Below are 23,315 nucleotides of genomic sequence, written 5' to 3' on the forward strand. Positions count from 1 at the left end.
GTGCCTTACGCCGTCTCGGACACCCGCGGATCCCGCTGTGCGGCGAGGTCGTCGCACACTTCCTGCGTCGCACCGAAACGGACGATCCGGCCGCGCTCCATCACCGCCACACGATGCGCGAAGCCCCGCACCGCCTCCAGATCGTGACAGATGAACAGGTAGCTCACACCGAGCCGTTCCTGCAAACCGATGAGCAGCTCGAAGATCTCCCTGCGCAACGGGGCGTCCAGCGCCGAGGTCGGCTCGTCCAGCACCAGCAGGCGCGGCTCGCTCGCCAGTGCCCTCGCGATGTTGACGCGCTGGCACTGTCCGCCCGAGAGCTCATGCGGGCGCCGCTCGGCCAGTTCGGGGTCGAGCCCGGTGAGCGCGAACAGTTCCCGCACCCTCGCAGGACCGGTCGCCGGGTCCCAGCGGCGCTGCACCCGCAGCGGCTCGGCCACGGCCTCGCCGACCCGCACGCGCGGACTGAGCGAGCCGTACGGGTCCTGCAGCACGGGCTGGAACCGCGGCCGCAGCGCACGCAACTCGCGCTCGGGCATGCCGGTCAGCTCCCGGCCCTCGAAGTGGACGGTGCCGCTCGCGGGCCGGACCAGTTGCAGCACTGCGGCGGCCGTCGAGGACTTGCCCGAACCCGAAGGGCCGATCAGCGCCAGGGTCTCCCCGGCGGCGATGTCGAACGAGATCCCGTCCACCGCGCGCCTCGTCGACCGACCGCGATATGCCACCGACAAGTCCTCGACCTCCAGCAGCGGAGCCGAGTCGATGAGCGCGCGCCGCGGTTCGACCTGGGGGCGTTGCGGGGTCGCGTCGGCGAGCAGGCGGCCCTCGGCGATGGCGAGCACCCGGTCGGCGTACTCGTCGACCACCGCCAGGTCGTGCGTGATGATCAGCATGCCCGCTCCAGTTGCGGCGCAACGGTCCCTGAGCAGGTCGAGGATCTGGGTCCGGGTGCGCACGTCGAGCGCCGTGGTGGGCTCGTCGGCCACGATCAGTTTGGGGGCGGAGGCCGTGGCGAGGGCGATGACGGCGCGCTGGCGCATGCCGCCGGAGAACTGGTGCGGGTAGTCGCGGGCGCGGACGGCCGGGTCGGGGATGCCGACGGCGTCGAGGGCGTCGATCGCGGCCTCGCGCGCGGCGGTCTTGCCGAGACCCTGCACCGAGGCGATGGCGCCGGCGATCTGGTCGCCGACCCGGTGGACCGGGCTGAGCACGGTGAGGGCGTCTTGCGGGACGTAGGCGAGGGTGCGTCCGCGCAGCCCGGTGAGAACCGTGCGGCCCGCACCGAGGACCTCGGTCCCGTCGACCACGGCGCTTCCCGAGGTGTGCGCCGATGGAGGGAGCAGCCCGAGGATCGCTTTGGCGGTCAAGGACTTCCCGGCGCCGGAGGCGCCGACGAGGGCCACGGTCTCGCCGGGGTCGATGTGGAAGGAGACGCCGCGCACGGCCGCCGTCGGGCCGATCGCGACGTGGAGGTCGCGAACATCGAGGATGGGGTCGGTCACTGGGCCTTCACCCTTTCGAGTGATGCATTGGGGTGCTGGATCGTCGGACCCGCCTGGCACCGTAGAGATCGGGGGGTCCCTGGGTGTCTGATTTGAAGACTGAAGCCGGGAATGTCGGGAGGATTGGCTCTCATGCGAGCACTGCCTTCCGGCGGGGCAGCCGCGCCAGGTTCGCGCTTGAGACCGCCAGGGCCGCAAGACATGCAATAGCTGCGGCCGGAGCGAGTGCGGCCGCCGGGGCGACCTCCACATAGGCCCGCGACTCGTCCAGCAGGAGCCCCCATTCGGGCGTCGGCGGCTGGGTCCCGAGTCCCAGGAAACCCAGCGACGCGATCGCCAGCGCCGTGCCGGGCAGTCGCAGCACCGCATGCCGCGCCAGTGGACCGGCCACTTCCGGGAGTACGTGCCGCACGGTGATCCACCGCGGGCTCGCCCCCAGGGCCCGCTGTGCGGTCAGGTACGAGGCGGCGCGCGCCTCCTGTGTCAGCGCCGCCGCGTGCGCGGTCAGGTTCGGCCATGAGACCAGGGCGACCGCGATCGCCGCGCCCGCCGTCCCCGGGCCGAGCGCCGCGGCGACGAGCACCCCGGCGAGAACGGCGGGGACCGCGTTCGCGACGTCGGCGACGCCAGCCGAGACGCGAGGTGCGAATCCGAGTCCGAGCGAGAGCGCGAACCCGAACGCGCACACCGCGACCGCTGCGCCGACCGTATGCGCCGCGCCGTGGCCGAGCCGGGCCAGCACGTCGCGTCCGAGGGCGTCCGTGCCCAGGGGATGCGTCCACGAGGGGTTGAGGAGTTTCGCGGAGACGTCCAGTGTGAGTGGATCCCGCAGCAGCCCCCACACCACGACCACGGCCAAGACGGCGGCGAGCGCCCCCGGGACGGCGTACTGGCGTGAGCCCGAGGGGGTGCGCGGAGGCGGCGGCGGGCTCAGGGCGGCGTCGCGCAGGCCGGAGCCGAGCATGGCGCGCCGGGCCAGGTGCCCGAGCGCCCCGGCCGCCAGGCCGAGGCACATGAGCGCGAGCACGCAGCCCTGCAGCAGCGGCAGGTCCTGGGATTTGGCCGCGCCCAGTGCGGTCCGGCCGATGCCCGGCACCGCGAAGATCGTCTCGACCGCCACGGCTCCGCCGGTCACGGCGATCACCACCATCCCGAACTGCGGCATGACTGCCGGCAGTGCGCGCCGGAGCACGCCGAGGGCGATCCGCCCCTCCGTGACGCCGGCCGAGCGCCACAGCGCCACCCAACGTTCGTCGAACGCGCCCGGGAGGGCGTCGCCGACGAGCCTGCCGAGCAGCGCTCCGGCCGGGATGCCCATCGCGACCGCGGGCAGCACGAGATTCGCGGGCCCGGTCCAACCCGAGGTCGGCAGCCAGCCGAGCCAGACGCCGACGACGATGAGTCCGAGTGTGGCGATGAGGAAATCGGGGCAGGCCACCAGGATCGCGCCGAGGGCGCCGCCGGGGCGGCCCTCGCCGAGGGTGCCCCGGGCGCCGCGCCAGATCGTCCGCGCGCAGAGCGCGGCCGCCAGGAGCAGCGCCACCGCGAGCGCGCATGCCATGAGCGTCAGCGAGGTTCCGAGCCCGGAGGCCACGGCGGGCCCCACCGGATAGCCCGAGACCCAGGAGGTGCCGAGGTCGCCGCGGAGCAGGTCCGCGGCCCACCGGCCGAGGAGCGCCAGCGGCCCGGCGTCGAGCCCGAGGTCGGCGCGGATCGCGGCGAGCGCTTCCGGGGTCGCCTCCTGCTCGGCCGATTTGGCGCGGAGCACCGTGAGCGCGGGGTCGTTTCGTGACAGCCACGGCAGCAGGCCCACGACGGCGAGGAGCGTCGCCAGGGCGGCCAGCCTGGCCAGAGTGGTCCGCACCGTTACGCCAGGCGGGTCTCGGGACCGACGAGCTCGCGTTCGCGCGGGTCCTTGCGAGAATCGGTCACGCCGGCCGCGTCGCCCTGGATGACCCGTTCGTGCAAGAGCGGGATCGCCGCGTCCGCGTTGAGGATCGCGGTCTCGGCCGCGAGCACCGCAGTGCGCCGCTCATCTCCGGGCTCGGTCGCGGCGGCGGTGTCGAGGGCCGCGTCCACACCGTCGTCGGCGAACTGGGAGAGGTTGAACGAGCCGTCGGAGGCGAAGTCGGAGTACATGTACGCGACCGGGTCGCCCGAGTCGAGGACGGTGGCGCGCGAGAGCAGGAACGCGTCGAAAGCCCCGTCGAGCGCGTCGGCCTCGATGTTGGCGTACTCGCGGATGTCGAGCTCCACGGTGAACCCGGCGTCCTGCAGCTGCTGCTGGAGGACCTGGGCGACCTCGGGCAGCTCGGCCCGGTCGGTGAAGGTGCCCAAGGTGATCGCGGTGCCGGTAGCGGGCGCCGCGGTAGCGGGCTCGGTGCGCCCGGCGCGTTCGGCGGCCCACGGGATCGCCGGGCCGAGCAGGCCTTCGGCGAGGTCGGCGCGGCCGTCGTAGACGCCGTCGACGATGGAGGCGGCGTCGATCGCCTCGCGGGCGGCGGCGCGCACGGCGGGGTCGCTGAACGGCCCGGCGGAGCAGTTCAAGTAGAGCGTGCAGGTGCGCGGCATGGGCACCTCGGTGATCTGGTCCGGCTCCAGCAGGCTCGCCTGGGAGACCGGGATGGACTCGACGATGTCCGCTTCGCCCGCACGGAGCTTGCCGGCCCGGGCGGTGCCGTCGGGGACGAACGACGCGTCGATGCCGGCGGCGAGGACCTCGCCGCCCCACCAGTCGTCATTGCGGTCCAATGTGGCCGACACGGTGCCGTCGACGGCGGTGAGGACGAACGCGCCGGTGCCCGCGCCCACGGGGTCGACGATGCCGTCGCGGTAGGCCTTCGCGGCGAGGATCGACAGCTGCGGGGAGGAGAGCCGGTGGGGGAGCAGCGGATCGGCTTCGCCGGTGGTGACGGTGACCGTGTTCCCATCGGCCGTGACGGTGAGTTCGACCCCGTCGAGGATGCGCGGCTTCGGCGCGGCCTGCGCGGCCACGGTCAGCGAGTTGACGACCGCTTCGGCGGTGAAGGCGGTGCCGTCGTGGAAGGCCACGTCCTCGCGGAGCGTGAACGTCCAGGCAGGACCGTCCTGGACCCATTCGGTGGCGAGCCACGGCAGCGCGTTCCCGTCGGCGTCGAGCACGACGAGGGTTTCGGCGGTGGCCCAGCGGGAGAGCTTGAACGCGTCGTCGGTCAACGGGGAGAGCCCCGAGCGGGGCGGCAGCATGTGGGCGACGCGGAGGCGACCGGAGGCGCCGGCCCCGTCGGAGCCTTCCGAGAAGCACGCGGCCAGGCCGAGAACCGGGACGGCGGAGGCGGCGGCGAGAAGCGAACGGCGGGAGACAGGCAAGGGAGGACTCCAACGGAGAGGGTTCGGACAGTGCGCCCCGGAACCATATACAAATGAAAACCGTATTCATTTCCTGAGGCTTGCGACTTGGCCCCGGTCACAGAACCGGCACCGGGAACGGACAATCGGCCATAGACTGCCGCCAGCACCTAGGCAAGGAGTCTGCGCATGGACTTGACGACCGGCAACCCCGAGACGGGCCGCCCCATCGCGGACTACGCGCTCCTCTCCGACCGCCGCTGCGCCGCCCTCGTCTCCTCCGACGGCTCCATCGACTGGTTCTGCCGCCCCCGCTTCGACAGCCCCGCCGTCTACGGCCGCCTCCTCGACCCCGAAGCCGGCCACTGGTCCATCCGCCCCGCCGGCCCCTTCCACCACGAGCGTTCCTACGTCGGCGAGACCTTCGTCCTGCGCACCGTCTTCACCACCGACACCGGCACCGCCCACCTCATCGACGCCCTCGCCCTCGGCCCCTCCTTCGAGGCCGGCACCGGTGTGCGACTCCGGCTCGGCTCCCGCGCCCCCAGGGCCACCCTCCGCGTCCTCGAATGCACCGCAGGCGAAGTCGAAATCGATTTCGCCTTCCGGCCCCGACCTGAATTCGGCCTGGTCAGACCCATCTTCACCACCTTGCCCGGCGGCATCCTCGCCACCGGCGGACCCGTTCGCTTCGTCCTCACCACCCCCATCCGCCTCGACTTCGGCGATGACGGTGCCACCGCCCGAATCACCCTCCGCGCGGGCGAGAAACTCCGCTTCGTCACCCAATCCGTCGGAATCGCCGACGAACTCCCCGGCACATGGAAGCCCGAGGCGGTCGACGCCGCGCTCGAAGAGACCATCCAGGGCTGGCAGCGCTGGAGCGACGCCCACCCGACCTGGGACGGACCCCTGCCCCATCTGGTACGCCGCTCGTTCCTCGTCCTCGAAGCCCTCCGCTACCAGCCCACCGGTGCCATCGTCGCCGCCCCCACCACGTCGCTGCCCGAAGCCGTGGGAGGGAGCCGCAACTGGGACTACCGCTACGCGTGGATCCGCGACGCCAGCTTCACGATTCAGGCGCTGGCCGCCGCCGGCTCCACCGAGGAGGCGATCGAGTTCTTCGAATTCATCACCCGCGCCGCCGCCCAGTACCACCCCGAGAACCCGCTCCAGATCATGTTCGGCGTGGGAGGCGAACACGATCTGTCCGAAAGGGAGATCACGCACCTGTCGGGTTGGCGCGGTTCACGTCCCGTGCGAGTGGGCAATGCGGCCTGGCTCCAGCCCCAGCTCGACGTCTACGGCGAACTCATCGACGCCGCCTGGCACCTGGCTCCCCACCTGCGGCGCCTCGACGCGACCGCCCGGCGCTTCCTCACCGATGTCGCCGACGCGGCCGCCGACCAGTGGGGCCGGCCCGACCAGGGCATCTGGGAAGTGCGCGGCGACCCCCGCCACTACACGTATTCCAAACTCATGTGCTGGGTGGCGCTCGACCGCGCCGTCAAGCACGTCGAACTCGTCGAGGTCGAACCACGCGACGCTCTCATATTCGGCCGGGATCAATTCAGCTCCGAAGGCCTCGACCCCGAGGACTTCAACCCGCTGAAGTTGACGCCTGGATGGGCTGCCGCGCGCGACCGCATCCGCGAGGCCATCGAGACGTACGCCTGGAAGCCCGAGATCGGCGCCTTCGGGGCCGCGTTCGACGGCGACGACCTCGACGCGGCCGTCCTCCTGCTGCCCGCAGTCGGCTTCCTGCCCGGCGACGACCCTCGCGTCGTGTCGACAGTGGATGCCATCGCCGAAAGGCTCGTCGACCCGAGAGGCCTGGTGCTCCGGTATGAGCATGGGATCGACGGACTCGACGGCGAGGAGGGCGCGTTCGTGATCTGCACGTTCTGGCTCGCCCAGGCGCTGGCCATGACCGGCCGCGTGGAGCGGGCCCGCGAGGTGTTCGAAGAGGCCGCGGCCTGCGCGAACGACCTCGGGCTCATGTCGGAGGAGGTCGACACCGGGACCGGGGAGCTGCTCGGCAACTTCCCGCAGGCCTTCAGCCACATCGGCCTCATCAACGCGGCCGTCGCGATCCGCGACGCCGAGCGGGCGCGGGGCTGACCCGGCCGGGCGACCTGCTCGTCGGCGGGCTTCGCGGTGTCGCATACCCGTCGAGGCGGATTCCGGAAAGCCCCGAGTCGAGGGAACCGCGGCCGCTACGGTGACGATGGGCCGCGCCTTCGCGCCGGCTCGCGGCGATATTGAGGAGGGCGGCGACATGGCCGCGCACAAGGAACACACCGCGCACGCGCACCAGCACGGCAAGGACTGCGGACACCTCGCAGTGCGGCACGGCGACCACACCGACTTCGCCCATGACGGGCACTTGCACCGCGTCCACGGCGACCACGTCGACGAGTGCGAGCCACAGGGCCACCTGGTCCACGAGGGCCATGCGCACCAGCACGGCAAGGACTGCGGGCACGTCGCGGTCGCCCACGGCGACCACACGGACTTCGTCCACGACGGCCACCGCCACGCCGCCCACGCCGGGCACTGGGACGACCACTGAACCGATTGCGGTGGCAAGCGAAGCGGCCGTGAGCATTCCGCTCACGGCCGTCTTGACGCCCGGGCTCAGGAAGGCTGGGCCCACGACCCGCGGACGTGGCTGAGGTGCAGCTCCATCACCTGCCGCACGTACTCGGGGTCGCGGGTGAGGAGGCCGTGCAGGATCTCCAGGTGCTCCCCGGCCGATTCCTCCAGCTCGCCCAACTCCAGTAGCGCGGTCAGGCCGTAGAGGCGCGAGCGCTGGCGCAGGTTGCGGACGGTCTCGACGAGCGTGGCGTTGCCGGAGAGCGCGAGCATCTCCAGGTGGAAGCGCATGTCGGCCTCGACGTAGGCGATGAGGTCTTCTTCGGCGGCGGCGTCGACGATGGCCTGGGCGAGCGGCCGCAGCGCCTCGATGTCGGCGGGGTCGGCGGTCGTCGCGAGCGCGACGGTCGTGGGGATCTCGATGAGCTCGCGCAGCTTGGTGTACTCGTCGAGCTGCGCCTCGGAGACGACCTTGACCCGGAAGCCCTTGTTGGGCACGGGTTCGACCAGTTCCTCCTTGACGAGGTCGAGCATCGCCTCGCGCACGGGGGTCGCGGAGACGCCGAACTGCTCGGCGAGGACCGGCACCGAGTAGACCTTGCCCGGGGCGAGCTCCCCGGTGATGACGGCGGCCCGGAGGGCCTCGCCTATGCGCTCCCGGTAACTGGCGCGGCGCCCGCCCATCTCGGGCAGGGTCATCGCGACGGCTGGCGCGGCTCCGGCTCGAGCTGGCATCAGGACCTCCTCAGTGGTATGTCACACGTGGCGCGTCACAGTATGCGGGAGCGCTCAGAGAATGAAACCGCTGGGGAAGGGGTCTTCGGGGTCGAGGGTGTACTGGGCGGTACCGGTGATCCAGGCCCGGCCGGTGACGGACGGGATGACAGCGGGCCGCCCCGCGACCTCGGTCTCGCCGACGAGTCGGCCGGTGAAGCGGGAGCCGATGAACGACTCGTTGACGAAGTCCTGCCCGAGCGCGAGCTCGCCGCGGGCGTGGAGCTGAGCCATGCGTGCGGAAGTGCCGGTGCCGCAAGGAGAGCGGTCGAACCATCCCGGGTGGATCGCCATGGCGTGGCGCGAGTGCTTCGCGTCGGAGCCGGGGGCGGTGAGGTAGACGTGGTGCAGGCCCCGGATGGACGGCTCCAGCGGGTGGACCGGCTCCTCCTCGGCGTTCACGGCCGCCATGATGTCCAGACCGGCCGCGATCAGCTCGTTCTTCGCCGCCCGGTCGAACGGGAGCCCGAGGTCGTCGAGGTCGACGAACGCATAGAAGTTCCCGCCGAACGCCAGGTCGTAGCGGATTTCGCGGCCGTCCTTGAGCTGAACGGTGCGGCCCTGCGCGACCGAGAACGCGGGCACGTTCACGAGCGTGACGGCCTTGGCCACCCCGTCCTCGACCTTCACATCGACCTGGACCAGGCCCGCGGGGGTGTCGAGGCGGACCGTGGTGACCGGCTCGGTCACCGGCACCATGCCCGTCTCGACCAGCACCGTCGCCACGCCGATCGTGCCGTGGCCGCACATCGGCAGGTAGCCGGAGACCTCGATGAACAGGACGCCCCAGTCGGCGTCCGGTCGGGTCGGCGGCTGGAGGATCGCCCCGCTCATGGCGGCGTGGCCCCGCGGTTCGTTCATCAGGAACTGGCGGATGTGGTCGTCTTTGTCGCGCAAGTGGTTGCGCCGCTCCAGCATCGTCGCCCCGGGGATGGGTGCGACGCCGCCGGTGACGACCCGCGTGGGCATGCCCTCGGTGTGCGATTCGACGGTGTGGAGCACGAGCCTGCTGCGCATGGGTTCCTCCTAAGCGAGCCCGGCCGCGAGGACCTGCTCGGTGGCGGTGCGGATCTCGGCGGCCTGCTCGGGCAGGAGCGGCACGCGGGGGAGGCGGCAGTGGCCGCCCTTGCGGCCGACGATGTCCATCGAGAGCTTGATCGCCTGCACGAACTCGACCTTGGAGTCCCAGCGCAGCAACGGGTGCAGCTGCCGGTACAGCGGCAGGGCGGTCGCGAGGTCGCCAGCGACGGCCGCCCGGTACAGCTCGACGGTGGACTTCGGCAGGGCGTTGGGGTAGCCGGAGACCCAGCCGACCGCGCCCGCTACGGCCAGTTCGAGCAGCACGTCGTCAGCGCCGACGAGCAGGTCGAGCCCGGGGGCGAGCTCGGCGATGCGGTAGGCGCGGCGCACGTCGCCGGAGAACTCCTTGATGGCCTGGATCAGGCCTTCGGCGTGGAGCTTCGCCAGCAGCTCGGGGGTCAGGTCGACCTTCGTGTCGATCGGGTTGTTGTAGGCCACGATCGGCACGCCGGCCTTGGCGACCTCCTCGTAGTGGGCGATCACGGAGCGCTCGTCGGCCCGGTAGGCGTTGGGCGGCAGGAGCATGACGGCACCGCAACCGGCGTCCCGCGCCTGCTCGGCCCAGCGGCGGGCCTCGGCGGCGCCGTACGCGGCGATGCCGGGCATGACGCGCTCGCCGCCGACTGCCGCGACGGCGGTGGTGACGACTTGGGCGCGTTCGGCTTCGGTGAGGGTCTGGTACTCGCCGAGGGAGCCGTTGGGGGTGACGCCGTCGCAGCCGTTCGCCACCAGCCAGGCGCAGTGCTCGTCGAAGGCCGCGAAGTCGACCGAGTGGTCGTCGTTGAACGGCAGGGCGGTGGCGACGAGGACGCCGCGCCAGGGGCGCGATTCGAGTGCCGACATGGGTTTCCAATCTCGATGACGTGTGACATGGTACTACCGTTGTCGCCTGGGGCGGCCCCGGAAGCGGCGGGCGGCGGCGGGGCCGCTCACCGATCAGCTTCAGTAATATGTCACATACTATACTGGTGTTCGGGGGTGGTGTGAGGGCGTGAGCGCTCGACGGGGAGTGACAAACCGCCGACCAGCGCGTGAACCACCGGCGCCCCGGCCCGCGCAGGCGGTCGCAGACCTGCCTCCGGGCCTTCCCATACTGGAGACCGCGTCCTCGGGCACCACCGCAACAACGATCGAACGGAGCGCATCCATGGCCGACACGCTGCGCAGTGTCAACCCGACCACCGGAGCGGCATTCGGCGACCCCATCGCCGAGACCACTCCCGAAGCGGTCGCCCAGGCCGCCGCGGCTGCCCGCGCCGCCGCGCCCGGCCTCGCCGCGATGCGCCCCCACGATCGTGGCGACCTCATGCGCGCCGTCGCCGCCGCTCTCACCGGGCACGAGGACGCGATCATCGCCCTCGCCGACGCCGAGTCAGGCCTCGGCGAGGCCCGACTCCGCGGCGAACTCGCCCGCACCACCGGCCAGTTCGAGCTGTACGCCGCCTACGCCGAGACCGGCGCGGTCCTCGACGTCGTGATCGACCACGCCGCCCCGCGGGCGACGCCGCCCCGCCCGGACCTGCGCCGCTGGAACACCCCGCTCGGCCCCGTCGCCGTCTACGCGGCCTCGAACTTCCCGCTCGCCTTCGGCGTCGCCGGGACCGACACCGCCGCCGCGCTGGCGGCCGGGTGCCCGGTCGTGGCGAAGGCTCACGCGTCCCAGCCCGCCACCGCGGTCCTGCTCGGCGCGATCATCACCGAGGCGCTAGAAAAGCGCGGCGCGGACCCGCGCGTGTTCGCCGTCGTCGGCGGCTTCCAAGCCGGTCTCGACCTGATCCGCGACCCGAACATCAAGGCCGGCGCCTTCACCGGTTCGATCGCCGGCGGCCGGGCCCTGGCCGAGGAGGCCGCGGGCCGGCCCGAGCCGATCCCGTTCTACGGCGAACTCGGCAGCCTCAACCCCGTCGTCGTCACGCCCGAGGCCGTCGCGCAGCGCGGCCCCGCGCTCGTGGAGGAGTTCGCAGCGTCGATGACACTCGGCGCGGGCCAGTTCTGCACCAAGCCGGGCCTGCTCTTCCTGCCGGAGGGCCACGGCCTCGACGAGGCGCTGGCGGAGGCGGTGCGCGCCAAGCAGGTTCACCCGATGCTCAACGGCCGCATCCGGGAGGCGTATGCGGCCGAGGCGGCCCGTCTGGCCTCGCATCCGCAGGCCCGCTTCGCGGTCGAACCATCCGAGGCGGAAGGCGGCTTCGCGGTGACGCCGGGCCTCATCGAGGCCCCGGCTTCCGCGATCGACGGCGACGACGCCCTGCTGCACGAGTGTTTCGGCCCGACCGCGCTGGTGCTCACGTACGCCGACGCGGCCGAGCTCGAGCGGGTGCTGCCGCAGCTGCCGGGCGGACTCACCGCCACCGTGCAGCTCGCGACCTCCACGGACCCCATCGCACAGACGGCGCTGCCACTGCTGGCCGAGCGTTCGGGGCGCGTGCTCGTGAACGGCTGGCCGACCGGTGTGGCCGTGACCCATGCCCAGCACCACGGCGGCCCGTGGCCGGCGACGACGAACGCCCGCTACAGCTCGGTGGGCACGGGTGCGGCCGCGCGGTTCGTGCGGCCGGTCGCCTACCAGTCGACACCCGAACCGCTGCTCCCGGAAGCTCTCCACGACGACAACCCGCTGGGCGTCCAGCGCCGCGTCGACGGCGTACTCGAACCCGCCGCGGGGGCGTGAGTTCCTCAGTCGCTCATACCGGAAGCGCTTCGCGGCTAGCCCCGGCGTGGCCCCCGGCGTCGTGTTGGCGGCGTGGGGGGGCGGGAGGCCGCGCCGCGAGCAGTCGATGGCGAGTGGTGGTCGGATTGCGTTTCTCGGGCAGGAGCCGAGACTCCGAGGGCCGTGGGAGCGTCCGAAGATCGCCGTGCGTCGGCACGGTGTTCTGGACCGCGATCGTCAGTACCTGCATCGCCAGGCCGCCCTGGATCACCGGGCGGTGGCCGACGCCGGACCCGCTGAACGTCTTCCCCGCCGTTCCAGCGGTGGTATGTCGCATGTGATATGTCACGCGGCACCCGGGGTGGCTCAGGCCGCGTTCAAGCGACGCCCGGTATGTCGCGGCCGGGCGCGGCGCCCTTCCGCCCTTAAGGTGGCGCTTGTGGAGAGACGAGAAGCGAGCGCGGTGGCGGCCGGGATCCGCTGGGCCGTGGCCCTTACCGCGGCGGGCCTGGCACTGACCGGGTGCGGGGCGGGAACGAAAGCCCAGACCAGCGAGATGCAGACGGCGATCTCCGGAGTCGACGTTGACGCGGGGGCGCTGGCCCTGCGCGACATGCAGATCGACTTCGGCGAGAAGGGCTTCTACCCCGAAGGCGGGCAGGCTCCGCTGCGGATCTGGATCGACAACCAGGGCACCGAACCCGTGGTCCTGGAAGGGGTGACGAGCTCGGCGGCCGAAGCGGTCTCGCTGGCGTCCGAGATCGTACTCCTGGAGGAGGAGACGCCCCAAGAGGGCGAAACCACCCCCGGAGAGGACGAGTCGCCGAGCCCCGAGGCGGACGGATCCGAATCGCCCACCGGCGAAGCGTCCGAGAGCCCGGGGGCCGACGACGCCTCGCCGACCGGCGACGCCCAGGAGTCCCCTGAAGGTGCAGAGGCCATCGCCGAACTGGTCGGCCAACGGGACTTCGAGATCGAGATCGGCCCGGCCTCGTACGTGCGCCTGGCGCCCACCGCCGGTTCCTTCCTCCTCCTGGAGGGGCTGAAGGAGGACGTGTTCATGGGCTCGACCGTCGAGATCACCTTCCTCTTCTCGAACGGCGAAGCGGTTACCGTCGACCTGCCCATGGGCGTCCCGGAAGAGGCCGCCTCACGCTCGTACTTCGAACCGCGGCACGAGGAAGGCGCGGAGTAGGGCGGCACTCGCACGATGCGCTCACGGCGGCGGCGCGCAAGCACCGCCGCCGTCTCCATGCCCGCGAACGCGACCGGTCGAGGGCTCGGGCGAGGGCCGCCTGCCCGACCTGCGCGGATGTCCGCATCCTCATATGCGCATCTGCTTGGTATTCAAGGTCACTGGACTTCGGACGACGGCCCCCGCCTGCGGCGACACCCGCCCCGCCCCCGCCGTTCCAGATATCGGTCACTTCGGACTCGCTATTGATAATGATTTCCGTTATCATTTAGCGAAGACCCCGCCCCCGACCGAGATGGAACCCCGATGGCCCCCCTCCGCCCGCGAATCGCGCTCGCCGCCGCGGCCCTCATCGCGCCACTCGCCTGGCCCGCGAGCGCCGCCGCCGAACCGCTCCAGGACACCGTCCTGTCCGTAGGCCACGTCGACGCCATGCAGGTCTACATGAACGGCGACGACCTCGACCTGCGCGTCAAGGACGACACCGGCAACACCACCCGCTACCACGACCCCGCCGACGTCCGCCTCCAAGTCCTCCCCGAAGCCGAGCAGCCCATCCCCTCTGGCGACACGTGGAGCTTCATCGGCGAAGCGGGGGAGCCGATGTGGATGCTCCCGCTCACCCAGGACCCGAACCTGCTGTGGCCCGGCTGGAGCACCGAACCGCTCGCCAAGGGCCAGTTCGCGAACGACGAACTCTCACTCGGCCTCACCGACGTCTCCGGCCCCGGCGACGTGGTGCTCTGGTCGGTCCGGAACTTCGGCGAACCGGTCCCGTACTTCTCCACCCGAGACGGCCTGCCCGACACCATCGACCTGAACGTCCCCTCCCACGTCCACTCCTACTGGGCGTTCACCGCCCCCGGCGCCTACACGCTCACCTGGGAGGTCACCGGCACGCTCGCCGACGGCACACCCGTCTCCACCGGCGAGATCGAATACCGCTGGCACGTAGGCGAACTCACCGATGAGCCGCCCACCGACCCCACCGACCCCGACCCCGACCCCGAAGCACCCGACGAATCCGACCTCGAAGGCCGCCTCGTCCTCGACGAAGGCCACACCGACGTCATGTCCGTCCACCGCGACGGCGACCGCCTCGACCTCCAGACCAAGGACGGCACCCGCCTCCACGACCCCGCCGACGTCTACCGCGACCCCGACGACGTCGTCTTCCACGCCGCCCCCGCCTCCCAGACCACCCTGGGGGAGCAGTTCGCCGGCCCCGGCTACGACCAGGTCGGCGACCCCGGCGACACCCGCTGGCTCCTCCCCGACACCGAAAAGGACGGCGTTCTGTTCGCAGGCTGGGAGACCAACGCCATCCCCAAAGGCGAACTCGAAGGCGACGCGATCGACCTCTCGCTCACCGCCTTCAGCGGACCCGGCGAACTCGTCATGCTCAACGTCGACGACTTCGGCGACGCCTCGGTCAAGGTCGACACCCAAGGCGCGCTGCCGCAGACGATCCCCACCGCCGCCCGCACCCACGTCCACGCCAACTGGTTCTTCTCCGAACCAGGCATCTACCGCCTCACCTGGCAGGCCGAAGCCGAAGCGGCCGACGGGACCGCGCTGGCCTCCGAGCCGCAGGACTACCTCTTCGTCGTCGGCGAGTGGCCCGACGAAGGCACCGACCCCGGCGATCCCGATCCCGATCCTGACCCGGATCCCGACCTCTCGGGCACGCAGACCATCACCGCCGCCCTCGACACCGACACCGGCGGCCTGGTCCTCAGCGTCGATCCCGCCGACCGCACCGTCGCCCTCCCGGCCATGACCCTCAGCGCCGACGCCACCCGCTGGACCACCGAGGGCGCGCTGCGGCCCGTCACCGTGACCGACACGCGCTCGGCCGATCCCGGCTGGAACGCCACCGGGCAGGTCTCGCCGTTCACCTCCGGCGACGACGAGTTCTCCGGGGCCCACCTCGGGTGGCTGCCGAGCCTCACCCGCAAGGGCGCCGACCAGAACGTCGACCCCGGTCCGGCGGTCCAGGGCCTCATGGACGACGGCCCCGGCCTCGCCACCTCGCAACTGCTCGCGTCCGCCGCCTCAGGCGCGGGCAACGGCACCGCAGTGCTCCAGGCCGAACTGTCCCTGGACCTGCCCACCGACGTCGAGTCCGGTACCTACACCGCGCTCGTCACGTTCACCGCCATTTAAAGCACCAGAAGGGAACTCCCCACCTTGCGAACCCTCGTGAAGTACTCCGCCGTCGCAGCGGCCGCCGCCGCGGTCCTGGCCACCGCGGCCCCCGCCGCGGCCCAGGAGACCGGCTCCTCCATCACCGTCCTCGACCGGGGCCACGTCGACGTCTTCGGCCTCGCCTATGAGGACGGCGCGCTCGACCTCCACGTCCACGACGGCGAGAACGACGTCGAATACGCCCCGTCCGAAGTGGTGCTCGCCGCCAACCCCGAGGCCGAGACCGTGATCCCGGCCGGATACGACTTCCTCGGCGAGGAGGGCGACGACGTCTGGATCCTCCCCGACACCAACGTCGAAGGCCTGCTCTTCGCGGGCTGGGGCGCCGAGGAGATCCTCCCCGGCGACTTCGCGGACGACACGCTCACGATCACCGTCCACGACGCCTGGGGCGACGTCGACCTCTACACGGTCGACGACTTCGGCGACGCGAACGTCCTCTTCGACTCCGATCAGGGCGCCGGTTCCTGGGAAGCCACCGCGGGCAGCCACGGCCACATGAACTGGGCCTTCGGCGAGGCCGGCCTCTACAAGCTCACCGTCGAGGCCGAAGGCGTCCTCGCCGCGACCGGCGAGACCGTCTCGACCGGCGAGGTCGACTACTTCTTCTGTGTGAAGGGCTGACCCGATGCGCAAGACCGCGATCAGACTCGGAGCGGCCCTCGGGGCGGCATTCGCCCTGGCCTTCGCCGGCCAGGCCCAGGCCGCCACCACGATCAGCTCCGGGCACGTCGACGCGCTGGCCTTCGCTTACGACGACACGGCGAACGCGCTCGACATCAACGTCCACACCGCGACCGGCGGCACGCTCGAAGCCGCCGACGTCCTCTTCGACGTCCATTCCGGACACCTGGTGAACCGCACGGCCGCGGTCTCCTGCAAGCTCGACGTCGGCCAGAACTGGGTCGTCCCGCGCACCGAGACCGCCGGTCTCCTCTGGGCGGGCTGGAGCACCGAGGACCTCGACCTGGCCGCCTTCGGCGGCAGCCTGCGGGCCGAACTCGTCTCGGCGGTCACGCCGACCGGCGGGAACGTCTCGGTCTACGACGCGACCACCGGCGTCGTGCGCTTCCACTCGAATTCGGCCTGCAACGCCTCCGGCACCGCGATCACCGAAACGCACCACCACCCGACGTGGGTGTTCACCGAACCCGGGACGTATCAGCTCACATTCCAGGTCACCGGCACCCACGGCACCGACGGCGCGGTGACCTCCCCGCAGGTCACCTACACCTTCGACGTCGGATAGGCCCTTCCCTCCCCAGATAGGGGCGGCCCCGAACACGCGATGACGCCTGCACGTCGAGCGTCGGCGCTGCACGAGGCTCGCGAATCGAGCATCGGCACCGTCCGGGGCCGCCCCGCCCTCCCGCTGCGACACCTTGCCCGCCACGACCTCCCGAGAGCACCCATGAGACCAGTCTCCGCAGGACGCATCGCGTCCGCGTTCGGCGCGACCGCCCTCGCCGTCCTGCTCACCGCCGCCCCCGCCGCCGCCCAGACCGAGGACCCCGCGCAGGAGGCGCCCGCGACCTGGGGCGTGAACCCGTCCGGTCAGGACGGCCCGGACGGCCGCGCGGCATTCGACCTCGCGCTGGACCCCGGCGAGACGGTTATCGACTTCGTGGGCGTCTCCAACTTCTCTACCGAGCCGATCACCTTGCGGCTGTATGCCTCCGATGCCTACACGACCGACACCGGCGCCTTCGACCTGCTGCCCGCCGACCAGGAACCGGTCGACGTCGGCTCCTGGATCGGGTTCAACGAGCAGACCCTCACCGTCCCATCTGAGACCCGCCTCGACGTGCCGTTCGCGCTCACCGTGCCCGCCGATGCCACGCCGGGCGACCACGTGGGCGGAATCGTCGCGGCCGTCACCGAGGCCACCGACGCGAACGGCACCGAAATGCTGGTGGAGCGCCGCGTCGGCGCGAGGGTCCACCTTCGGGTCTCGGGTGAGCTGGACCCGAATCTCGCCCCTGACATGGAACATGTGACATACCACTACGACTGGAACCCGGTCCGACCTGGCACGACGTCCTTCGACTACGCCGTGGAGAACGCCGGGAACGTGCGCCTCCAAGGCGAACTCGTGGCCCGCATCGCCGGACCCTGGGGTCTCCTGCCCCGCGAAGTGGTGATCGCCGAGCTGCCGCAGATCCTCCCGGGGGACCGGTTCGAGGGCACCGCCGAAATGGACGGCGTCTGGCCGCTCGCCCGCCTGGAGGTGGAACTCGTCGTCCGACCCGAGGCGGTCGACGAGGCCGACGCCGCTTCACGACTCGCCTCGCACAGCGATATCGAGACGCTGTGGGCGCCGCCCTGGCCGCAGGCCGCCGTCGTCGCCGCACTCGCCTCGGTCATCTGGCTTCTCATCAAGATCCGCAAGCTCAAGCGGCGCAACGCCTCCGGGCCAAACAGCGCTCCGGTGCCCGAATCGGTCGGAGCAATTGGTGAGACCGAAGCGGCCGTAACCGATTCCGATGCCGACGACGAACCACGACCCACCGACGACACCGCCAAGGAGCGCGCCGAAGCATGAGGACACCCCTGACCACCTTGAGCGCCATGGCGACCGCTGCGGCGCTGCTGCTCACCGGCTGCTCCGGCGCGGGCGGCAGCGGTGACGGCGTCCAAGTCGCCGTCACCACCGAGCTGATCAAGGACTGGACCGAGGTCGTCGGCGGCGACCGCGTCCACGTCGAGACGGTCGTTCCACCTGGCGGCGACCCGCACTCGTACGAGCCGAGTCCGAATGACGCCGCCAAGGTCTCGCGCGCCGAGGTCGCCTTCACCAATCACCTGCTCCTCGAAGACCACCCGCTCATCAAGCTCTTCGACACCAACGTCCCCGAAGACGCCCCGAACATCTCGCTCGCCGAGAACGCCGAGCCATACGGCGCCAAGCTCATCCCGCTCGTCGAGAACATCCGCCTCGACACCGTCTGGCTCGGTTTCGGCGTGCGCGGCGAGACCGCGACCCGCTCCGCCGAGATCGGCGTGCGCCTCACCGACTACACCGGGCCCGGACAGGCGGCCATGTTCCTCACCGACGCCTTCGGCCAACCCGAGATCTACTGGAACACCGCCGACGGCCTCTCGGCAGCGGACGCGATCACCCTGCCGCCCAACGCACACACGCACGTCAACTGGACCTTCACCGAACCAGGCGTCTACACCCTCACCACGGCCGCCACGCTCACCGACGACGGCGCCACCCGCGACGTCGGCACCGCCACCTTCACCTACGCCGTCGGCGTCAATCCCCGCGAGGTCCAGCCCGGGGCATTGATCCTCGACGACGGCCACGCCGACCTCACCGCCGACCTCGACACCGGCGCTTTCCTAGTCCGCGACGACGAACGCGGCGAGCTCGACCCCTCCGAAGTGGTCATCGACGTGCCGACCAAGGCGATCGAGGAGATCCCCGCCGAGGAGCAGTTCGCGTTCCTCGGTGAAGCGGGCGCGAGCATCTACCAGCTTCCGCAGGCCGTCCTCGGCAAGCACGTCCACGGCGAGATCGACCCGCACCTGTGGCAGGACGTGGCCAACGCCAAGGCCTACGTCCAGGTCATCGCCGACTCCCTCATCCAGGTCGACCCCGAGGGCCGCGAAACCTACGAAGCCAACCGCGACGCCTACCTCGCCGAACTCGACGCGCTCGATACCGAAGTGGCCGAAGCGATCAGCACCATCCCCGAGGCGAACCGCCAGCTCATCACCACCCATGACGCCTTCGGCTATCTCGCCGACGCCTACGGCATGCAGGTCGCCGGCTTCGTCGTCCCCAACCCCGCCGCCGAACCCAGCGCCAAGCAGGTCGAGCAGCTCACCGAGACCATCGCCGACCTCCAAGTGCAAGCCGTGTTCGTCGAACCCAACCTGCACGCCCGCGCCTCCGTGCTCCGCCAGGTCGCGGAGGACCAGGGCGTCCAGGTCTGCGCCCTGCACGGCGACGCCCTGCCCCACGACACCCCCACCTACATCGACATGATGCGGCAGAACGCCTCCGAGCTCAGCCGCTGCCTGGGAGGAGACCGATGATCAACCATCCGAAGAGGCCCCTGGCCCTGACCGCCGCGCTGGCCCTGGCCGGAGTGGTCGGCCTGTCAGGCTCGCCCGCGCACGCCCAGGCCGCCGAAGGGATGGCCGAGTTCACGACCCCCGGCTCCCGTCTGGAGATCGAGGCCCCCTCCGATCTGTCTACAGTGCCGTCACTGGTGCCCGGCCGCGCGGACTTCGCGTTCCTCGGCGACGCGGGCGACCTCGTCTGGGTGGCCGGGACCGTCGACGGCCAGACCTTCCCGACCCTCGACGCGAGCGAGTCCGACGCCGACCTGACCCTCGCGCTCGACAAGACCGAAGGCCCCGGCGAAGCCTGGCTCTACACCTTCGAAGGCACCGGCACCGCGGCCCCGCTCGCCTCCACAGAGGACGGCGACTCGTTCACCTTGGCGGCGGGCACCACCGCTCCCGTGGTCCTCGCGGTCGACCAGCCCGGCCGGTACACCCTGGAACTCCTCGCCCGCGAGGAAGGCGAAGCGAACAGCACGGGCGCCAACGTCGCCACCACCTACAGCGTCACCGCCGAGGAGGCCACCGCCGCCGAAGCCCGGACGATCGCGACGAACCAGCAGCCGGACAACGGCAACGCCCAAGCGACAGCGGCCTGCGAGATCATCAACGACGGCCACATCGACATCGGCCCCCGCCTCGTCGACGGCGACTGGACCGCGCAGCTGCGCGACGACCGCGCCGCCGAATCGGTCTGGCGCGACCTCGACGACGTCGTGCTCCAGGTCCCCGACGCGGCGCTCTTCCCGATCCCCGAGGGCGACTACGACTTCCTCGGCGAGGCCGGCCAGGAGATCTACATGCTCCCGCAGGTCCAGGCCTCCGGCATCATCTGGCCCGGCTGGAACACCCAGGACCCCAGCGTGATCGAAACCGTGCCCGGCGCGGTCGACTGGAACCTCGCCGCGGTCGACGGCCCCGGCGAGGTCACCTTGTTCCTGACCGGCACCTTCGGAGGCGCCGAAGTCCTCTTCGACTCCTCCGAAGCGCTCCCGCAGACCGTGTCGATTCCCCGCAACACCCACGCGCACGGCAACTGGACCTTCTCCGAAGCGGGCGTCTACCGGCTCACCGTCGAGTTCACCGCCACCACCGAGGACGGCGAGACGGTGGCCGATACCAAGGAGATCCAACTGGCCGTAGGCGATGCGACCGACCCGAACGGGGCGTGCACCGGCGACGGCACCGGCGGCCGGGACGATGCCGCCGAAGACGAGGACGACAAGGGCGGCTTCCTGCCCACCACCGGCACCGGCTGGCTCCTGTGGGGCCTCGGCGCGGCGGTGATCGCCGTGATCGCCGGCGTCGTCATCATGCTCGCCACCCGCAAGCGCCGCAACGCGAACGGACCCGCCGATGCCGAATAACGCCCTCGACGTCCACGATCTCACGGTGAGCCTCGGCGGCCGGCCCGTCCTCGACGGCGTCGACCTCGCCGTCGCCCCCGGCGAGAACGTCGGCCTCATCGGACCCAACGGCGCGGGCAAGACCACCCTGCTGCGCGCCGTGCTCGGCCTCGTCAAACCCGACGCGGGCACGATCCGCCGAAGCACGGGCAGACCCGGCTACGTGCCGCAGAAGCACGAGTTCACCTGGGACTTCCCGATCACCGTCGCCGGAGCGGTCCTCAACGCCCGCACCGCGACCCACTGGCTCCGCGGACCGACCAGGGACGACCGGGACGCCACCGCCGAAGCCCTCGACCGCGTCGGCCTCACCGACCTCGCCGCGCGGCCCGTGGGGGAGCTGTCCGGCGGCCAGCGCCAGAGGGTCCTGGTCGCCCGCGCCCTCGCGCGCCGACCCTCGCTGCTGCTCCTCGACGAGCCCTTCACCGGCGTCGACGTGCCCACCCAGGAACTGCTCACCGGGCTCCTCGCCCGCCTCGCCAAGGAAGGCACCGCCGTCCTCATGACCACCCACGACCTCGCCCAGGCCCGCGACACCTGCTCGCGCCTGTGCCTGCTCAACCGCGCCGTGGTCGCCGACGGCCCTCCCGAATCCCTCGCCGACCCCGACCTGTGGCTGCGGGCGTTCGGCGTCGCCGCCTCCGGTGAGCTGAAGGCGCTGCTGGCCGGGGCGGGACCGCGATGATCGAGTGGCTGGCCGAACCGTGGTCGCACGTGTTCATGCAGCGGGCCTTCGCGGTCGCGGTCATGGCAGCGATCGTGTGCGTCGCGGTGGGCGCCTTCGTGGTCCTGCGCGGGATGGCGTTCATCGGCGACGCGGTGGCGCACGCGGTCTTCCCCGGCGTCGCGATCGGCTTCGTGCTGCACATCAACCTGGCACTGTCGGGTGCGATCGCGGGCGTGGCGACCGCGCTGGCGATCGTGCTCATCAGCCAGACGCGGCGGTTGAAGGAGGACACGGTGATCGGGATCTTCTGGGCGGCGGCGTTCGGGCTGGGGATCGTGGTGGTCTCGACGCAGCAGTCGTACACCGGGGATCTGGCGTCGTTCCTGTTCGGGCAGATCCTGGCGCTCGGCGATGGGGACGTGGTCCTGGTGGGCACGGTCGGGGCGGTGCTGGTGGCGGCGACGTTCCTGTTGCGCCGCCAGCTGATCGCGGTGAGCCTCGACCGGGAGACGGCGCGCGCCTCGGGCCTGCCGGTGCTCGCGCTCGACATCGCCCTGTACGTGATGGTCACGGTGGCGATCGTGATCGCGCTGCAGGCGGTGGGGAACATCCTGGTGCTGGCGCTGCTGGTGACGCCCGCTGCGGCGGCGCGCCTGGTGACCGACCGGCTCGGCCCGATGGTGCTCGCCGGGTGCGCGGTGGCGGCGTTCGGGGCGGTCGCGGGGCTGTACCTGTCGTTCTACTACAACCTGGCGGCCGGGGGCCTGATCGTCCTGGTGATCACCGGGGTCTTCCTGCTGGCGTGGGTGTTCGCGCCCCGCCACGGGCTGGTCTCACGCTGGGCGGGGCGGCGCGCGGCCGCGGTCACCGCCAGGCGGTGACCTCCAGTTCGCGGGTGGTGCCGAGATCGATCGAGGCCTCGGGGGTGACGGTCACCATAGGCGAGTCGTCCGAATAGCCGACGTTGATCTCGGTGGCGTTGACGGCGTCGTTCTCGTCGGCCGATTCGACCCTGTTGCGCCACAGTAGGCCCGCGCTCACCGAGTCGCCGGGGGCGAGGGTGATCGGGGTGGGTCCGGGGTCTTGGAGGGTGTCGGAGCCTTCCTTGACCTCGACGGCGATCGGGCCGCTCTCGCCGAGGATCTGGAGGTTGGGGTAGCCGTTGACCTCGATGTTCTCGGTGCCGCAGTTGACGAGTTCGATGCCGGTGGCGCGGATGCCCATGGCGGCGTTCATCCCGGAGACGGTGACCTGAAAGCCCTCCTCGGGGCAGGCCGATTCGGTTGGTCGAGCCGTCTCGGCCGTCTCGGCCGGCTCGACCGGCTCGGCGGCGGACGCGCCGGTGAGCTCCCAGGTGCCGAGGTCGAGCACGTGGTCGGCGTCGAGCTGGATCGGTTCGGCAAGGGCGAGTTCGTATCCGGCGTACACGGGCAGCGCGTTGACGAGGAACCGGTCGACGTCGAGGACGTCACCGGTTCCGGTCCCCGCGGCCCAGGAGAGGGGCGCGATCGCGCCCTGCCCGGGCTCGACGGTGACCGATTCGGGGACGTTGGCGTCGCGGGGCGCGACGACGTTCCCGCCGAAGACGACGACCTGCGGCATGCTGTCGAGCACCAGGGGCGCCTCACCGCAGTTGACCAGGCCGATGGCCATGAAGGTGCGGTCGGCGACCTCGCCGGTCGGGGTGAGCGAGAGCTGGATGCCGTGCTCGTCGCACTCCGTGGAAGTCGTCGCCACGGCGCTAGTTTCGGGCTCCTCGGCGCCGAGACCGCATCCGGCGGCCGCCATCGCGAGGACGGCGGCGATCACGGCCAGTGGCCGGGTGCGTCGCATGAGG

At 71.4% G+C, this 23,315-nt stretch carries 19 protein-coding genes; 12 read left to right on the forward strand and 7 right to left on the reverse strand.

The genetic code is table 11. From position 1 onward, the window contains the following. Window positions 1–5: 5 nt before the first annotated feature. The 3 genes from ACFO8M_RS19590 to ACFO8M_RS19600 form a co-directional block, all read right to left on the reverse strand. Window positions 6–1,502, reverse strand: a complete 1,497-nt coding sequence (locus tag ACFO8M_RS19590) for an ATP-binding cassette domain-containing protein (RefSeq protein ID WP_387978671.1) — start codon at window positions 1,500–1,502, stop codon at window positions 6–8. A 130-nt stretch (window positions 1,503–1,632) separates the two neighbouring features. Further along, window positions 1,633–3,366 carry an ABC transporter permease subunit gene (locus ACFO8M_RS19595; protein ID WP_387978673.1) on the reverse strand — a complete coding sequence of 578 codons (1,734 nt, stop codon included), beginning with the start codon at window positions 3,364–3,366 and terminating at the stop codon, window positions 1,633–1,635. A 2-nt stretch (window positions 3,367–3,368) separates the two neighbouring features. Beyond that, a complete protein-coding gene (locus tag ACFO8M_RS19600; RefSeq protein ID WP_387978675.1) occupies window positions 3,369–4,850 on the reverse strand; it encodes an ABC transporter substrate-binding protein in 1,482 nt (493 codons plus the stop codon). Window positions 4,851–5,018: 168 nt separating this feature from the next. Between ACFO8M_RS19600 and ACFO8M_RS19605 the strand changes: the two genes are divergently transcribed. Both ACFO8M_RS19605 and ACFO8M_RS19610 read left to right on the forward strand, forming a co-directional pair. Further along, window positions 5,019–6,950: a glycoside hydrolase family 15 protein gene (locus tag ACFO8M_RS19605; protein WP_387978676.1), complete on the forward strand. Its 1,932-nt coding sequence runs from the start codon at window positions 5,019–5,021 to the stop codon at window positions 6,948–6,950. Between the two features lie 157 nt (window positions 6,951–7,107). Next, window positions 7,108–7,401, forward strand: a complete 294-nt coding sequence (locus ACFO8M_RS19610) for a hypothetical protein (protein WP_387978678.1) — start codon at window positions 7,108–7,110, stop codon at window positions 7,399–7,401. Between the two features lie 65 nt (window positions 7,402–7,466). Here the strand turns inward: ACFO8M_RS19610 and ACFO8M_RS19615 are convergent, their stop codons facing one another. The 3 genes from ACFO8M_RS19615 to ACFO8M_RS19625 are packed head-to-tail and all read right to left on the reverse strand — an operon-like array spanning window position 7,467 to window position 10,121. Further along, entirely contained in the window at window positions 7,467–8,159 is a 693-nt protein-coding gene (locus ACFO8M_RS19615) for a GntR family transcriptional regulator (protein WP_387978680.1), read from the reverse strand. A 54-nt stretch (window positions 8,160–8,213) separates the two neighbouring features. Beyond that, window positions 8,214–9,215, reverse strand: coding sequence for a proline racemase family protein (locus ACFO8M_RS19620; protein WP_387978682.1), 1,002 nt, complete (start codon window positions 9,213–9,215; stop codon window positions 8,214–8,216). Between the two features lie 9 nt (window positions 9,216–9,224). After that, complete coding sequence (locus tag ACFO8M_RS19625; RefSeq protein ID WP_387978683.1) at window positions 9,225–10,121, reverse strand: dihydrodipicolinate synthase family protein; 897 nt, start codon at window positions 10,119–10,121, stop codon at window positions 9,225–9,227. 304 nt (window positions 10,122–10,425) lie between these two features. Here ACFO8M_RS19625 and ACFO8M_RS19630 point away from each other — a divergent pair, with 304 nt between their 5' ends. The 10 genes from ACFO8M_RS19630 (at window position 10,426) to ACFO8M_RS19675 (ending at window position 22,359) form a co-directional block, all read left to right on the forward strand. Then, window positions 10,426–11,949, forward strand: coding sequence for an aldehyde dehydrogenase (NADP(+)) (locus ACFO8M_RS19630; RefSeq protein ID WP_387978685.1), 1,524 nt, complete (start codon window positions 10,426–10,428; stop codon window positions 11,947–11,949). A gap of 418 nt (window positions 11,950–12,367) precedes the next feature. Further along, window positions 12,368–13,123: a hypothetical protein gene (locus tag ACFO8M_RS19635; protein ID WP_387978687.1), complete on the forward strand. Its 756-nt coding sequence runs from the start codon at window positions 12,368–12,370 to the stop codon at window positions 13,121–13,123. A 306-nt stretch (window positions 13,124–13,429) separates the two neighbouring features. Continuing rightward, complete coding sequence (locus ACFO8M_RS19640; RefSeq protein ID WP_387978689.1) at window positions 13,430–15,289, forward strand: choice-of-anchor M domain-containing protein; 1,860 nt, start codon at window positions 13,430–13,432, stop codon at window positions 15,287–15,289. Between the two features lie 24 nt (window positions 15,290–15,313). Continuing rightward, window positions 15,314–15,955, forward strand: coding sequence for a choice-of-anchor M domain-containing protein (locus ACFO8M_RS19645; RefSeq protein WP_387978691.1), 642 nt, complete (start codon window positions 15,314–15,316; stop codon window positions 15,953–15,955). Window positions 15,956–15,959: 4 nt separating this feature from the next. After that, a complete protein-coding gene (locus ACFO8M_RS19650; RefSeq protein WP_387978693.1) occupies window positions 15,960–16,580 on the forward strand; it encodes a choice-of-anchor M domain-containing protein in 621 nt (206 codons plus the stop codon). Window positions 16,581–16,742: 162 nt separating this feature from the next. Beyond that, complete coding sequence (locus tag ACFO8M_RS19655) at window positions 16,743–17,873, forward strand: WxL protein peptidoglycan domain-containing protein (RefSeq protein WP_387978695.1); 1,131 nt, start codon at window positions 16,743–16,745, stop codon at window positions 17,871–17,873. Then, window positions 17,870–19,375 carry an anchored repeat ABC transporter, substrate-binding protein gene (locus ACFO8M_RS19660; RefSeq protein ID WP_387978696.1) on the forward strand — a complete coding sequence of 502 codons (1,506 nt, stop codon included), beginning with the start codon at window positions 17,870–17,872 and terminating at the stop codon, window positions 19,373–19,375. Before ACFO8M_RS19655 ends, ACFO8M_RS19660 begins: the two co-directional genes overlap by 4 nt. After that, a complete protein-coding gene (locus tag ACFO8M_RS19665; RefSeq protein WP_387978698.1) occupies window positions 19,372–20,772 on the forward strand; it encodes a TIGR03773 family transporter-associated surface protein in 1,401 nt (466 codons plus the stop codon). Before ACFO8M_RS19660 ends, ACFO8M_RS19665 begins: the two co-directional genes overlap by 4 nt. Then, entirely contained in the window at window positions 20,762–21,496 is a 735-nt protein-coding gene (locus tag ACFO8M_RS19670) for an anchored repeat-type ABC transporter ATP-binding subunit (RefSeq protein WP_387978700.1), read from the forward strand. Before ACFO8M_RS19665 ends, ACFO8M_RS19670 begins: the two co-directional genes overlap by 11 nt. Further along, window positions 21,493–22,359, forward strand: a complete 867-nt coding sequence (locus ACFO8M_RS19675; protein ID WP_387978701.1) for an anchored repeat-type ABC transporter permease subunit — start codon at window positions 21,493–21,495, stop codon at window positions 22,357–22,359. Before ACFO8M_RS19670 ends, ACFO8M_RS19675 begins: the two co-directional genes overlap by 4 nt. Here ACFO8M_RS19675 and ACFO8M_RS19680 read toward each other — a convergent pair. Beyond that, window positions 22,343–23,311 carry a DUF4232 domain-containing protein gene (locus ACFO8M_RS19680; RefSeq protein WP_387978703.1) on the reverse strand — a complete coding sequence of 323 codons (969 nt, stop codon included), beginning with the start codon at window positions 23,309–23,311 and terminating at the stop codon, window positions 22,343–22,345. The genes ACFO8M_RS19675 and ACFO8M_RS19680 overlap by 17 nt on opposite strands. Window positions 23,312–23,315 lie beyond the last annotated feature (4 nt).

The sequence above is a fragment of the Glycomyces rhizosphaerae genome, assembly GCF_042647865.1.
In the GTDB taxonomy this organism is placed as follows: domain Bacteria; phylum Actinomycetota; class Actinomycetes; order Mycobacteriales; family Micromonosporaceae; genus Glycomyces; species Glycomyces rhizosphaerae.

What these genes read in the sequence shown, in the direction of transcription:
- ACFO8M_RS19620 (WP_387978682.1), bottom strand. Translation starts at nt 9,215, where the DNA reads ATGCGCAGCAGGCTCGTGCTCCACACCGTCGAATCGCACACCGAGGGC.
- ACFO8M_RS19625 (WP_387978683.1), bottom strand. Translation starts at nt 10,121, where the DNA reads ATGTCGGCACTCGAATCGCGCCCCTGGCGCGGCGTCCTCGTCGCCACC.
- ACFO8M_RS19665 (WP_387978698.1), top strand. Translation starts at nt 19,372, where the DNA reads ATGATCAACCATCCGAAGAGGCCCCTGGCCCTGACCGCCGCGCTGGCC.
- ACFO8M_RS19610 (WP_387978678.1), top strand. Translation starts at nt 7,108, where the DNA reads ATGGCCGCGCACAAGGAACACACCGCGCACGCGCACCAGCACGGCAAG.
- ACFO8M_RS19670 (WP_387978700.1), top strand. Translation starts at nt 20,762, where the DNA reads ATGCCGAATAACGCCCTCGACGTCCACGATCTCACGGTGAGCCTCGGC.
- ACFO8M_RS19640 (WP_387978689.1), top strand. Translation starts at nt 13,430, where the DNA reads ATGGCCCCCCTCCGCCCGCGAATCGCGCTCGCCGCCGCGGCCCTCATC.
- ACFO8M_RS19680 (WP_387978703.1), bottom strand. Translation starts at nt 23,311, where the DNA reads ATGCGACGCACCCGGCCACTGGCCGTGATCGCCGCCGTCCTCGCGATG.
- ACFO8M_RS19605 (WP_387978676.1), top strand. Translation starts at nt 5,019, where the DNA reads ATGGACTTGACGACCGGCAACCCCGAGACGGGCCGCCCCATCGCGGAC.
- ACFO8M_RS19650 (WP_387978693.1), top strand. Translation starts at nt 15,960, where the DNA reads ATGCGCAAGACCGCGATCAGACTCGGAGCGGCCCTCGGGGCGGCATTC.
- ACFO8M_RS19615 (WP_387978680.1), bottom strand. Translation starts at nt 8,159, where the DNA reads ATGCCAGCTCGAGCCGGAGCCGCGCCAGCCGTCGCGATGACCCTGCCC.
- ACFO8M_RS19660 (WP_387978696.1), top strand. Translation starts at nt 17,870, where the DNA reads ATGAGGACACCCCTGACCACCTTGAGCGCCATGGCGACCGCTGCGGCG.
- ACFO8M_RS19675 (WP_387978701.1), top strand. Translation starts at nt 21,493, where the DNA reads ATGATCGAGTGGCTGGCCGAACCGTGGTCGCACGTGTTCATGCAGCGG.
- ACFO8M_RS19630 (WP_387978685.1), top strand. Translation starts at nt 10,426, where the DNA reads ATGGCCGACACGCTGCGCAGTGTCAACCCGACCACCGGAGCGGCATTC.
- ACFO8M_RS19655 (WP_387978695.1), top strand. Translation starts at nt 16,743, where the DNA reads ATGAGACCAGTCTCCGCAGGACGCATCGCGTCCGCGTTCGGCGCGACC.